This window comes from Novipirellula galeiformis (assembly GCF_007860095.1).
GTDB lineage: Bacteria > Planctomycetota > Planctomycetia > Pirellulales > Pirellulaceae > Novipirellula > Novipirellula galeiformis.
Genome location: NZ_SJPT01000009.1, coordinates 201,284 through 215,692 on the forward strand (window position 1 = coordinate 201,284; position 14,409 = coordinate 215,692).

General features: G+C 55.2%; 6 protein-coding genes. 5 read left to right on the top strand and 1 reads right to left on the bottom strand.

The window, feature by feature from the left end; genetic code table 11:
- The first annotated feature begins 870 nt into the window (after positions 1-870).
- Both Pla52o_RS21900 and Pla52o_RS21905 read left to right on the top strand, forming a co-directional pair.
- Positions 871-5,310 (top strand): hypothetical protein, encoded by a 4,440-nt coding sequence (locus tag Pla52o_RS21900; protein ID WP_146596767.1) that lies wholly within the window; start codon positions 871-873, stop codon positions 5,308-5,310.
- Positions 5,311-5,565: 255 nt separating this feature from the next.
- On the top strand, positions 5,566-7,515 hold the full coding sequence (locus Pla52o_RS21905; RefSeq protein WP_390620913.1) for an esterase/lipase family protein: 1,950 nt from the start codon (positions 5,566-5,568) through the stop codon (positions 7,513-7,515).
- Positions 7,516-7,637: 122 nt separating this feature from the next.
- On the opposite strand, the gene Pla52o_RS21910 is transcribed toward Pla52o_RS21905, so the two are convergent.
- On the bottom strand, positions 7,638-8,069 hold the full coding sequence (locus Pla52o_RS21910) for a carbon storage regulator (RefSeq protein WP_146596769.1): 432 nt from the start codon (positions 8,067-8,069) through the stop codon (positions 7,638-7,640).
- A gap of 446 nt (positions 8,070-8,515) precedes the next feature.
- On the opposite strand from Pla52o_RS21910, the gene Pla52o_RS21915 reads away from it, so the two are divergent.
- The 3 genes from Pla52o_RS21915 (at position 8,516) to Pla52o_RS21925 (ending at position 13,221) form a co-directional block, all read left to right on the top strand.
- Complete coding sequence (locus Pla52o_RS21915) at positions 8,516-10,327, top strand: peptidylprolyl isomerase (RefSeq protein ID WP_146596770.1); 1,812 nt, start codon at positions 8,516-8,518, stop codon at positions 10,325-10,327.
- A 407-nt stretch (positions 10,328-10,734) separates the two neighbouring features.
- Positions 10,735-12,030, top strand: a complete 1,296-nt coding sequence (locus Pla52o_RS21920) for an aminotransferase class I/II-fold pyridoxal phosphate-dependent enzyme (RefSeq protein ID WP_146596771.1) — start codon at positions 10,735-10,737, stop codon at positions 12,028-12,030.
- Positions 12,031-12,255: 225 nt separating this feature from the next.
- A complete protein-coding gene (locus Pla52o_RS21925) occupies positions 12,256-13,221 on the top strand; it encodes an outer membrane protein assembly factor BamB family protein (RefSeq protein WP_231612547.1) in 966 nt (321 codons plus the stop codon).
- Positions 13,222-14,409 lie beyond the last annotated feature (1,188 nt).

A 14,409-nucleotide genomic window follows, 5' to 3' on the forward strand; every position in this document is an offset into this window, starting at 1 on the left:
AAACCAGCCGACCAGCGCAAAAGGACGAGTAGCGTACGAATGGCCACGGCAACGCTCAACGCGAGGCAACACAGAGCTTCCGTCGCGTACAACCAGCAGCGAAATCGCATGAAAGCGAAGCTCGCTGCAGCGATATCAGCGGCGAAATCACCGTGTTTTCCCTGCAAAAGCGGCGCGATCGCAACAACCGTCACGAATTCACAGCCAGAGGGGCCCAAAGCGTACCAAAACGGCCAAGATTTCCGACTCACCGCTCCACTTCAAACTAGTCTTAGGGGTGTAAGCGGGAGGCAAACGCATCAGGAATTCCACTTGCAGAATATTAAGCGTCCCCCCGTGCGAGGCGGGGTCGATCTTTCGAGATTGGCCTCGCCTTTTTTCGTTTCTCCGTATGCGGAACAAGGACACTCCGCAGCCGACTGCAGTCGGCCAACGGATCAAGTGTGGCAATGGGGGGGCCGATTCCGACGCCTCGGCGAGGTAAAATCGATAAGGTTGTCTTTCGCTGCAAAGCTACGAAAGGCAACCATGATTGAATCAACACGCCGTGACGCGCCGGGTAATGAATTCCGCGGAAGCCACCGGTTTGGCACACGGCTAGCTTTATCAGCGTTAGGAAAGGTTCGGTAACGCTCCAAGGGGCAATCGATGCATTGTCCTGATTCACTTTGCAACACCTGTAGCAAAGTGCAACACCTACAACCGGAATCATCAGCAACCCTGCGTGGTGAAACCCCGGTTTTTTCGTAGCGAAACCACTAGGTGCGAAATAGACTCTTCAGGAAGAGTGCATTTCGACACTGCTTTTCAGCTATTCAGAACCAGAACATTGCAAACGCGTTTTCTGTCACTCGCGAAAGAGATAATCAGATGGGATTGCGACAAGTCGCACAAATCGTTCACCAATCCACCACCATCAAGCTGGCGACCGGTCTGCTGCTCTCCGCAGCGATTTGGATCCCCGCAGCGTTGGCGGATGACGTTTCCGTAAACGGAGCCACGCGTGATGGCGGTCAAGTCCGCGTCACGAGTTTCAAAATGCCGTCGGGTGATGCGTATTTTGCAGCTTCGATCCAACCGTCAGCCAGCGAAACGTTGATGGACGCGACCCGATCCGCGGACGCGGACGTCGTCGTCATCGTCGACACATCGGCGAGCCAAGTGGGTGAATACCGTCGCGATTCGATCACGGCGATCCGCGGCGTGATTGAGCAATTGCGTGCGGGCGACCGTGTTCGCTTATTCGCAGCCGATGTGAAGGCCTCCGATTTAAGTGGTGCCTTCGACGCCCCGAGCTCCTCGTTAACGCAAAACGCGATCGACAAACTGAGCCAACGCTTGCCGCTGGGAAACACCAATCTGATCTCGGTGGTCGATTCGATCCGAGCGACGTTGGTGGGCGAACCGATCCATCGCACTCGAAGTATCGTTTACATTGGCGACGGCTCGTCATTGGAAGCCAGCGCCGACAAGAAACGTTTCGAAGCCTTAGTCGATGCCTTGCGATCCGATCGCATCTCCGTTCACAGCGTGGTGATTGGCCCTACGGCCAACATGGAGGTGATGGGCATTTTGGCAAATCAAACCGGCGGAGTCCTGGGAGTCGCTGGCACGGCGGCCGAGGCAAGTCCAGCGGACATCGCTCGTCACGTTGGCGGTTCGGCGACGATGTCTCCGATTTGGCTTAGCGAAGCCAAGCTAACCGAGGGCATGAAAACCGTCCAACAAGACCGGCTGCCACCGTTGCGACTCGATCGCGATTCGATTTTGCTCGGTCGCATGACGATGTCTTCGGGAACGGCTGCATTTGAACTACGCGGTGAGACCACGACCGCGAACGTCGCGATCCAGACCGATGGCACAATCGAAGAAAGCCATCCCGACTTTGCCTTCCTGCCGGGTTTAGTCGATGATTCCGCTGCCAACCGCGGGCTGTTGTTGGCAACCGCGGGTTCGCCAATGCTACGTGCAACCGCTTCCGCCTTGGCCGCTCAAGCCGATGCCCTCGTGCGTGCGGGCAACATGGCGGTCAAGCAAGGCAATTTGCGTGGTGCAAAAGCGATTGCGGAGAAAGCACTCAAAGCGGATCCAAATCATCCGGAAGCCAAAGCGATTGAAAAGCTTGCCGAGGATGCAAACACCCTGATCATTCAGAACCCAGCGGATTCGCCCTTCGATGATATTTTCGGTGCCGATGCCGCTCCCATGGCGGAGGGTGCCGAGGCCCTCGGAGCCGAGCAACCCGCCCCCGCGGTCGAAAATGACCCGATGGCGATCGACGATGCAGCTCCTGCGGCTGCCGCACCGGCCAACGCAGCACCGGCCAATCCCGCACCGGCGCCTCCTCGTCAACCCGCTCCTCGTCAACCCGCTCCCCGCGCCGCGATGCCTCGCGACGCAGCCCCCATCCAGGCCGACAATTTCTTTGGCCCTGCGGCCGGCGATGACGAATTGATCGAAACCGGTGGCGATTTGCTCGACCGCGTGGAAGCGGAGCGATCGATTGCCGAGGGACGCTTGCGAGCCGAAGTGAACGCTCAACTGCGTGCCGCTCGACGTCAATTGATCAACGATCCCCAAGGGGTCTCCGGATCGCTGAAGTCGTTGCTCGGCAGAATCGAGAACACTGCGAACATCAACCCCGAGTTACGTCAAGAATTAATGGGGCAAGTCCGTTCGGCCATCCAAATCGCAAGCAGCAAAGAAGCGAGATACCTGGATGCCCAAGCCAACCTTGAGCAGCAAGCCAAGGGTGCCAATTCGATGACGCGATTGCTGGAAGAAACCTTCCGCAACGAACAGTCTCTGAAAACCCTCTCCGAACAAATGAACGCGTTAATCGGCGAAGGGCGTTACGAAGAAGCGGACGGCGAAGTCTCGATCCCGTTTGCTCGCTTGGCGGGCGATACGATCACGCGTGACTCGACCGCAGGACGCCAATTCATTGATTACCCGCTGTGGTTGCAAACCTACGCACGCGACCGTCGCTACAGTGAAATGCGAGATCGAAACTTTGTCGATGCATTCTCGCTGGTGCTAAAAGCGTCCATTCCGTTTGTCGATGAGCCTCCCGTCGTTTGGCCTGAAGCCGACGCTTGGCAAAAGCTCAGCCGACGTCGAATTGAACGCTATGGTGCCATCGAATTGGTCGGCGATAACGACACCGAACGTCGGATCCAAAGCGCCCTTGGCGACGAAACCAGCCAAACGTTCGTGGAAACCCCATTGGACGAAGCGATTCAAAAAATCAGTGCGGACCATGGTATTCCCATCGTCGTTGACATTCGTGCATTGGAAGAAATTGGCCTGACCGCGGACACCCCCGTCTCGCTAACACTAGAAAACGTATCGCTCCGCTCGTACATGCGGTTGTTGCTTCGCGGTCTCGATTTGACCTACATGATCAAAGATGAAGTGATGCAAATCACCACCGAAGAAGCTGCCAATGAAAACCTTATCACCAAAGTTTATCCCGTAGGCGACCTCGTCGTGCCCATCATTGACCTCGGTGGTGGCGGCATGGGCGGCGGCATGGGTGGCGGCATGGGCGGCGGCATGGGCGGCGGCATGGGTGGCGGCATGGGCGGCGGCATGGGCGGCGGCATGGGCGGTATGGGCGGCGGCATGGGCGGCATGGGAGGCGGCGGTATGTTCGCGGTTCCCGACGACGTCTCGTTGCAGAGCAAAGCCTCCGTGTCCTCTTCAGCCACTCGCGCTGAAAACGCGACTCCCCCATCCGTTGCAAAACCAGCCAAGAAAACGCTGTCACGTTTTGACATCAAACCGATCCGAATTCAGGTCGCCGAGGGCCAATCCAAAGCGGAAGCTTGGGACCAATTCTTTGCGGAAACGAAGATCGAGTCAGCCGAAGACCTCACCCGTTTGGATCAGCGCGTTCGCGCTACCGTGGGCGAATTGTCCACCAAGGCATTGAACGCACAAAAAGCGGGCAAGACCGAGCAAACGGTGGCCTACTTTGCGGAGATGCGAGACACGATCGCGGCAACCATGCGAGCCGGACACGTGCAAACGTGGATGTACCAAGCCTATGCGATTGCATTGAAAGCAACGAATGCACCTCGTGAAGAAATCGAACGCACGCTGCTTTCGGCAGTCGACTTTGCCGAGACCCCCGAAGAAGTGCTGCACGTTGCGGCGAGACTTGAAGACGTGGGCTCGGGAGCCGCCGCACTTGAATTGTGCAAAAAGGTTTCAGCAATCGATCCCTATCGACGTGAACCTTACTTGATGGGACTTCGCATCGCTCAACAAATCAATGACGTCGACGCGTTGTCTTGGGCATGCAGTGGCGTTTTGAGCCAAGCGTGGCCCGAAAAATTCCAACCGATCGTCGAACAAGCTCGCTTGGTCGCACGAGCGACCCACGGCGAATTGATTGCCGAAGGACGAACCGAAGAGGCTCAAAAATTTAGCGACTCCCTTCGACTCGCCGCTTCCCATGACGCGATCATTCGCGTTTCTTGGACCGGCGATGCCGATTTGGATCTGGCGATCGAGGAACCATCGGGAACCATTTGTGCAATCGACAGCCCTGCGTCGGCTGGCGGGGGCACCTTGCTTGGAGACTCCTACCCCGGCCGGGGTGAGGATGAGACGGGAACGGTTTCAGAAACCTACTTGTGCCCCAAAGGGTTTTCGGGCAAATATCGTTTGCTAGTGCGTCGGGTTTGGGGCAACGTCTCCACCGGCCATGCCACGGTCGAGATCGTCACGGACGTCGGTCGCCCAACCCAACGATTTATCCGCCAAGAAATTCCGATTGGCGAGCAAGACGCACTGGTTGTCTTTGAAGTCAAAGACGGACAGCGCAAGGAAGAGGTCGCAGCGGCTCAACTTGCTCACCTTCGCAATGTGCAACGAGACATGGAACACGCGGCCCTCGCTCAATTTGCCGGCGACGGCCCCGATGCGGGCCAAGTCCTACAAAACCTGTTCAATGATGTTCAATCACTGACGGGGGGCAGCATCGGTGGCAACACTGGTGGCCTAGGGCTAGACGGACTGGGACGCTTCAATCGTGGAGCGGTCGGCTTCCGACCTGAAATCACTCAGCTTCCCGAAGGAGCCTCGGTCATGTCGCTAGCAATTATCTCGGCAGACCGTCGCTACGTTCGCATCAGCCCCGCTCCGTTCTTCTCGCAAATCGGTGACGTACGAACCTTTAACTTCGTCGAAGGCGAAGGGGGCACCGACGATGGCGGTGGCGGCGGTATCGGCGGTGGCCTTGGCGGCGGTGGTTTTGGCGGTGGCGGTCTTGGCGGCGGCGGCGGCGGCAACGTCGGTTTCTAATAACGGTGACAAGCTAAGGTTGACACCCATTGCCCAACGTTTCTACCGTTGGGCAATATCGCCTTATCGTGCCTCCTACGAAGCCGCTGTGTTTCGTAGGGATGATGGATCGGAATGCCGCAATTGCTTGCAACGGACTGCGCAACGAATCGCCTTCACACTCCGTGTGATGCACCGTTGCCCATTGCGCGATGGTCGGTTGTGCGATCGCGTGCCGCTGTTTCGATTGCGGCACGTTTTGGAGTCGCAGACCAGGTGGTTCCGCCGTTGATCCTCCTGGCTTTGCTTTGCCTAGCCTCGGGTTGCACTTCGACACGGTACGTTTCGAGCCGATCCGTTCGCGAGAACCCGCTGACCAACAGCTTGAAATTGGTCACCTTTCGCGGTCCCGAGGTCAGCGAGCGGACCTGGCACACGCTGAATCGGTTTGGGTTGGCAGATCAATACACTCAGGATCACCAAAAGTGTTTCGAGCAAATTCGCCAAGCGATCACCCACTCGCCTGATTCCGAACTGGTCTACGCGCTGAGCGAATTGTCTTATGTCGAAGGCAAAAAGGCGGAGCGGAGCGGTGATCTGCTGCATGCATTGAATCACTACGGAATCGCCTTAACGAATTCTTACGACTATCTGTTCAGCGAAGACCTTCAAATCACACGAAACGCCTTCGACCCTCAATTTCGAGCGGCTTGTGATCTCTACAACGAATCGCTCGAAGATACGCTTCGCATTCTGTGTAGCGAGCATCGCATTGAACCGGGCAGCACGTATACCATTTCGACCCCCGATCGTGAGTTCATCGTCCGCACGGAAATGCGGGGCAAATGGAAGCCTGAGGAGTTCGATCGTTACGAGTTTGTCAGCGATTTCGATATCGAGACACTCAACAATCGTCACACCACTTACGGGTTAGGCGTTCCCTTGATCGCAGTCCGAAAACCGGCTGCAAAAGACGATTCACGCGAGCGGTACTATCCCACCGGACTGAGCTATGCCGTTTCGGCGATGATGCGATGTTCCCCCGGCATCGGCGGACGACGCGTCGGCGAATCGCCGACATGCGTGCTCGAATTCTTTGATCCACTCGAAGCCAACCAAATTGAAATTGCCAAGCAGTGGGTACCGCTGGAAACCGACCTCACGACTCCGCTAGCTTATTTCCTCGACAGTCCTGAATTCCGCAAACGCAATCATGCAACCGAAGGCTTGCTTGACCCCGATGGGTCTCAGGAACGGCGTGGCGTTTACATGCTCGAACCGTACGACCCCAATCGCATCCCCGTGTTGATGGTGCACGGGCTGTGGTCGAGTCCGCTGACGTGGATGGACATGTTCAATGACTTGAGGAGCTTTCCGGAAATCCGTGAACGCTACCAATTTTGGTTTTATTTGTATCCGACCGGCCAACCGTTTTGGATTAGCGCCCAACAGTTGCGGAAAGACTTAGCCGCGATGCGAGAATCCTTTGACCCAGGAGGCCGAGATCGCGCCGTCGATCAAATGGTCTTGGTAGGGCACAGCATGGGAGGACTCGTCAGCCGTTTGCAAACGATGGAAAGCGGAAACGATTTCTGGAAAATCGTCAGCGACCACCCCGCCGACGAGATGAAGGGAACGCAAGCGGACCGCGTCAAATTGGTGAGCACATTGTTCTTCAAACCGAATCAATCCGTTGGCCGCGTGATTACCATCGGCACTCCGCACCGGGGCAGCGATTTCTCGAACGATTACACGCAGTGGTTAGCCCGAAAATTCATCAAATTGCCTCAGATGTTCGTCTCCACCGGCCAGCGTTTGACACGCGAAAACCCCGATTTCTTTCGTGACACCAAACTGCTAACGGCGGTCAACGCCGTCGACTCGCTCTCGCCAAAATCACCGATCTTCCCCGTCATGTTACGGGCGAAAAAGTCCCCGAACGTCAAATTTCATAACATCATCGGCGTCCTAGAAAAGCCGTCGCTGTTGGGTCCCAAGTCTCGCAAAAATGATGGGGTCGTTGAATATGCCAGCGCTCACATGGACGACGTGGAAAGCGAAATCACGGTCGATGCGGAACACACTCAAATTCACATGACCGGAAAAGCAATTTTCGAAGTGCGACGCATCCTGCTTGAACACCTTCAAGAAGTCGATGCCAACGATCGAATTGCCATTCAACCGGATGAAGTCATGCGACCGGGGATGGATGCGTACCGGCGTTGATTGGATCGCGGGTTCTAGTGGGCCAGTTTAATCGTGGGCCAGATAACTCGTGGGCCAGATAACTCGTGAGCCCATGGCATGAACCGTTGGACTTCATCCGCGGACGACGCGCCGCCAGCCCGTTATTGAGCAATGCCCACGTTCACATCGGTCTGCAAAAACGCAGCCAAGGGAGCGACATTCTTGTGCACCTTGTTGCCCGCCACAGGCAGACGAGTCATATAAACCTTCGACTCCGCTAACGTGCCCACGCGATTAACTTCGTTGGCGTTGGATTCGCGACTCGCAGCGACATTTTCCTTTTTGACGACATGTTTTTTTGAACGCCCCGTGACGAGGGTGGGGTGTGCAAAGGCTTCCTCACGCTCACTCAACGGACGTTCGACATTAGCCTCCGCCGCATCATGCGATTCAAGCTCAGCGCGAATCACCCGAATCTCTCGGGGGGCGTCGATACCGATGCGAACCGTATTCCCTTGAACTCGAATCAGGGTGATGGTGATGTCGTTTCCGATTTGGATCTTTTCATCAAGCTTGCGTGTTAAAACCAACATGGCAGTGTCCTTTGCGTGTGAATTCTTCTTCGAGGTTAATTTGGCGTGACCCAGCGGTAGCGACCCTTGAAGGTTTACTCCGCCTTGGCAACGAAAGAGTGTTAATGCACGGACCGTGCCAAAACGCAAAAGAAAGCGACAACAAACACCGCAAACGGTTAACCACAAAGAGGTTAAGGAAAAAACAGATTGCTGACCCACGCATCATCGAAGACGTACCTCCGTAGGATTTACAATGTCTTTGTAGAATGGCCGCATGTTCGACACAGCCACTGGACCGGCACGAAAACGGCGCTCGGTACGAAAGATTTCGGTCTTGAGTCAAACTCGGAATTTTTCTTATCTTCCGCCACGAAGGCACGATCGCCAGAGAATGCAGTTGTATGCTGCTCGAGTTTCGTTCTCGGCGATGTTAACGTTCAAGTCGGCTCAAAGGAGTGACCGCCATGCCACTATCTTCCCATCAACTCAAGCCGTGGATGCTTTCCCTGCTTCGCGTCGGTCTTTATCTGACCCTATTGCTGAGCGTCATCCCGGCACTTTTTGACCAAGCCGCTACGGCGCAAGAGACTGCCAACGATGTCGTGGCGGTCGTCAATGCCGACCCGATTACTCGCAAAACGCTTAACGAAGAATCACTTCGTCGTTATGGGCATGACGTTCTCGAAAACATGGTCAACCGCCATTTGATCATGCAAGCCTGTAAGACGCATGGCATCGAGGTCACCTCGACCGAAGTTCGCGAAGAAATCGGCCGCATCGCTTCCAAGTTTGGGTTGTCGATGCAAAGTTACCTGCAACTGTTGCAAGAAGAACGTGACATCCAACCCGACCAATACAGTCGCGAAATCGTCTGGCCGATGTTGGCTTTGCGTCGCCTCGTCGCAAACCGAGTGCAAGTCAGCGAAGAAGAATTCAACCAAGCGTTCCTGTCTCAGTTTGGCGAAGCGGTGAAATGCCGACTGATCATGAAGGCCAGCAAAGCGGACGCCGAATCGCTGCGTCAACAAGCCATCGCGAATCCCGATCGCTTTGCCCAATTGGCCAAAGAACACAGCGAAGACGAATCCAGTGCGAGTGTCGGCGGTTTGATTCCCCCGATCCGCCGCTACACCGGCGATTCACGCTTAGAAGACGCTGCGTTTGCATTGCAGAACAATGAAGTTTCGCCAGTGCTACAACTCGGGGACCAATGGATTGTGATTCAAGCGGTCCGTCGCTTGCCCGAGACCACGCCGAGCCCGCAAGCGATGCCTAGCATTCGCGAACAGATTAACGATCGAATCCGTGACAAAAAGATGCGTGGCGCTGCGACTCAGTTGTTCGCCCAACTCCAAAGCGAAGCCCAAGTGGTGATGGTTTTTGGTGACGCCGAGAAGACACAACAACATCCTGGTGTGGCTGCGATCATCAATGGCCAACAAGTCAGCCTCGCTGCGGTTGCCGCCGAATGCACCAAACGTCATGGAACCGAGGTGCTCGAAGGCGAAATCAATCGCAAACTACTCGCCCAAGCGCTCAAAAAAGCCAAGACCGAAGTGACCGACGCTGACTTGCAACACGAAGTACAACGTGCCGCTGGGAGCTTTGGCTTTCTCACACCTCAGGGCCAACCCGACGTCGATGCCTGGATGGCATCGGTCACCTCCGATGGCACCACCACCCGTGATCTGTACCTGCGGGACGCAGTCTGGCCGAGTGTCGCTTTAAAGAAACTCGTCGAAGACTCCGTTTCACTCAGCGATCAAGACATCCAACAAGGGTTCGAGTCTTCCTACGGACCGCGAGTCGAAGTGCTAGCGATTGTGTTGTCGGATCAACGCACGGCTCAGAAAGTTTGGGAGATGGCACGTGACAACGCGACCGATGCATTCTTCGGAAAATTGGCCGAACAATACAGCGTCGAACCCGTTTCGGCGAGCAACATGGGCAAAGTCCCACCGATTCGTAAACACAGCGGTCAACCTGCGATTGAGCGAGAAGCGTTTGCGATGAAACCAGGTGACCTGAGCGGAATTGTGGTGACGGGCGACAAGTACATCATCATGCGATGCCAAGGCTACACCGAGCCGGTGGTCAAGAAACTCGAAGACGTTCGCTCGGAACTGGTACGCGATCTGTCGGAGAAAAAGTTGAACATGGCCATGAATATCCGCTTTGACGAACTCAAATCGGCTGCCGAAATCGATAACTTCTTCGTCGCGACGAAGGCACTCCCCCGAATGGCAACAGCTCCCGCCGAGCCAATCAAAAAGTAAACGGGTCAAAAAGTAAACGGGATCCCAATCCTGCTACCACCCGCAGCACTCCAAACTGATGGTGACCTAAAAAGCCCGGCCTGATGGTCGGGCTTTTTTTGTCTCTTATCGGAACCTGCTTATCGGAGCCCGTTCATCGGATTTTGCGTTTTCAGATCGGATTCTGCTTTTACAGAAGCGATCAAGCTGCTTGCTCGATCCTTGCTCGGAGGGCATCTCACCGGGACAACGTGTCCTCCTGCCGGGCACTTCGCGGGGATTTTGCCGCTGGATATCGCAATTCTGCAAGCAACAAACCGATAACCCCTGGGCGATTGCCAGTGTCTGACCGACAATACTTCTAAACAGAAAGCGGCGGTAAGTTCACCGTCGCCCCGGTTCCGACATTACTTTTTGGCTTGAATGACATGAGTCAACCTTTTGACGCCGATACGCCCAATATCGATGCTCCCGCAATTTCGCCTTTGACGACCGACCCGATTCCCGAGCCGTTTGAGGTCAAATTTGCCTCACGCGTCGACCGTCTGCCTCCTTACATGTTTGGGCGAATCAACAACTCGCTCTATCAAAAACGACGCGCCGGCGACGACGTGATCGATCTAGGTATGGGCAATCCCTCCGACCCGCCAGACCAGAGCGTGATCCAAAAACTGATCGACGCCGCGTCGGATCCTGGGAACCATGGTTACAGCAAATCCAACGGGATTGCTAACTTGCGCAAGGAAGTCGCCAGCAAGTACAACCGACAATACGGGGTGCGACTTGACCCCGACTCGGAAATCATCTCCTGTCTCGGTAGCAAAGAAGGTTTCTCGCACATGTGTTTGGCGCTGATGGGGCCCGGCGATACCGCCATGATCCCCTCGCCCTATTTCCCGGTGCACATGTACGGCGTCATTTTGGCCAGTGGCAATGTAGTCGCACTCGATGTAGCGGACCCCGATCGCTTTTTACGCAATGTCGCCTACACCTGCGAACACATGGCTCCCAAGCCAAAAATCTTGATCATCAATTACCCGCACAATCCGTCCTCTGCCGTTATCGAGGGTGATTTCTTCGTCGAAGTGGTTCGCTTGGCGAAAAAGTACAAGTTCATGGTCATTCACGACTTTGCCTATGCCGACGTCGCGTTCGATGGTTACCGACCACCGAGCTTCTTGAGCGCCAACGGCGCCAAAGACGTGGGTGTCGAGTTCACCACGATGAGCAAGGGCTACAACATGGCTGGCTGGCGTGTGGGATTTTGCGCTGGAAATTCCGAGATGATCCGAGGACTCGGAACCATCAAAGGCTACTACGACTACGGCATGTTCCAAGCCATCCAGATCGCTGCGATCGTCGCCCTGCGCGAAACCGAAGCGAAGGTCGAGCAGCAATCGATGATCTACCAAGGCCGCCGCGATGCCTTGGTCAGTGGCTTAAAACGTCTGGGATGGAACGTGAACCCGCCCAAAGCAGGCATGTTCGTCTGGGCCGAAGTCCCTGAGCCCTGGAAAAGCAAAATGAGTACGATGGACTTTGCCATGAAATTACTCGAAGAGGGGAATGTCGCGGTCAGTCCGGGCAGCGGGTTTGGCAGTGCAGGGGAAGGCTTTTTGCGAATGTCATTAGTCGAAAATGAGCAACGACTGCGCCAAGCGGTCCGCCAAATCGCCAAATGCCTCTCCCAATCCGCCTCGCCCGCTCCAACGGCGATCTCCTAACCCGCCCACACTCGCGGCATCAGCAGGAGAGGGGGGATCGTTAATCCGTGAATCGGGAAGTTCGCTTGAACCGGCTTCCCTGCTCACCCCAGCTTCCCTCTCCACCATCGTGAAATGCTCGGCGACAGCCACGCAAAAACGGCTTCGCTACGACCATGCTCGTCACGGGCGTAGCGAAATTGATTATCCTGAATGGGGTATAAATCCCCATCCAGGATATCAAACATGCTCCATCGCTCGGTCGCTTTGCTAACGCTTAGCCTCATCTTGCTCGCCACTTCCGGAGCCAATAGCGCCGATCCTGCTCGCCATCATCGCGTGCTACTGCAAGGCAACGGAAAGCTTGCCGTCGTTGAAGCGAATGGCCAAATCAGCTGGGAAATGCCTTGGCAGGGGATCCACGATCTGCACGTTTTGCCTAACGGCAACTACTTGACGCTGCAAAACGGCAACCAGGTTGTGGAGATTAACCCCCAGACCAAAGCGGTCGTTTGGCGATACGAGGCTGCAAAACGCAATGGCAATGAAGGCAAACGCATTGAAGTCCATGCCACTCAATGGATCGACGACGATCGCATCATGATCGCGGAATCGGGTGCCGCTCGAATCATCGAGATCGATCGCCAAGGAAACCTGCTCACTGAAATCCCGTTTGTCGTCGAACACCCCAACGCCCATTCAGATACCCGCTTGGTGCGCAAACTCGAAACGGGGAACTATCTGGTCGCTCATGAAGCCGATGGTGCGGTCCGGGAATATGAGCGTGAAACGGGAACCGTCGTCTGGGAATATAAAGTCCCGATGTTTGACCGCGAAGCCAAAGGGGGGCATGGCCCCGAAGCGTTTGGAAACCGCTTGTTCGCAGCGATTCGACGGCCCAATGGAAACACCCTCATTGCCACGGGAAATGGACACAGTGTTCTAGAGGTCACTCCCGACAAACAGATTGCGTGGCAAATCCATCAAAACGACTTGCCGTCGATTCGTTTAGCCTGGGTCACGACCTTGGAGTTGCTCGAAAACGGAAACATCACATTAGGCAACTGTCACGCAGGTCCCGGCCAGCCGCAAATCGTCGAACTCGATCCCGAAACCAAAAAGGTGCGCTGGACGTTCCAACGCTACGCTGACTTTGGAAACAATGTCTCCAACACGCTGTTGTTGGACCAATCGCCGACCAGCCGGCGCTAACGCCCCCACCGGAGCGGCAAATCGGGACCATCCACCCGCTGAGTCGACGCGATCACTCGGCTCGATCCGGATCACCAAGCGCACGCGAACGCGTCTCTCTAGCGTTTCTCGATCGGCGCTGCGTCGCTAGAGCATTGTTCATTTTCATGTCGCATCCGTCGCCCGAAGGTGAACCACGTCGTGGACAAGGTTTTACGACCGCAGCTACGGTTTGAATCCCACGTCATTTGCCAAGGCACCCTAGCTGCAACGCAACTCCCCAGGGAATTGCCGTCCAGCGCCCCAGTTTCCGGCAAAGGGCTGCCGCAATCGGGCTGGAAAATGAGGAGCGGCGAGGGATAAGCAGCGGCATTTCGCCCCGCCAACCGCGTTTCTCACCAAAATGTCCAACCGAGGCATTCAAAATGCCCGCGTTAAAACGTACCGTTTTTAGGGACTATATGCCGTTTCCATAATCGCTTGATGATCTTGGCATGAAGAAGACGAAAACAATTCTATGGAAATGATCAAAAGGCTATTGCCATCCACGGCCGTGGCCTATATCTTTCCGCCTCACTTGAAACGTGACACGCAGCAACGCGAGTCGCTGAGAGCGAAAAGGCCTCCGGCCCAGCCCTCTCAATCAAGTGAAATTCAAATGAAGCTTTAAAAAACTTTCTTTGAAACTGCGGTTGACTGATCGCCTTGAGGCTCTAAGATACCGAGCCTTGAACGAAAGCAAACCTCGCACGGCAAACACTTTAAGTGCTTCCTGCGAATGACACTTTCACTCAGTCAGTTTTGTGAAAACAAAATTAAAAACACCTCTTGCGAGCAACGGACTAAACCGCTAAGCTCGCTTGAGACAAGTCTGCCAGCCAGACACATTGATATTTGACAATTTGGTGATGATTATTCTGTTGAGTTCAGCAGTGCGAAGTCGCTCTTTGAACTTGCTAACATAGCTTCGGCGTTGTGGCAAGATCGAAAACAAATGGCGAATCGCTGAGGGTCTTTACCGAGGCCCTCAGAGCAGAATCAACTTTCGGTTTAACTTTGCTTTCTCCCGGTCAGTTTACTGACTGGTGAATCAATACAAAATTGAAGGGTTTGATCCTGGCTCAGAATGAACGTTGGCGGCGTGGATTAGGCATGCAAGTCGTACGAGAACCTCAAATAGCTTGCTAGGAGAGGGGACAGTGGCGAAAG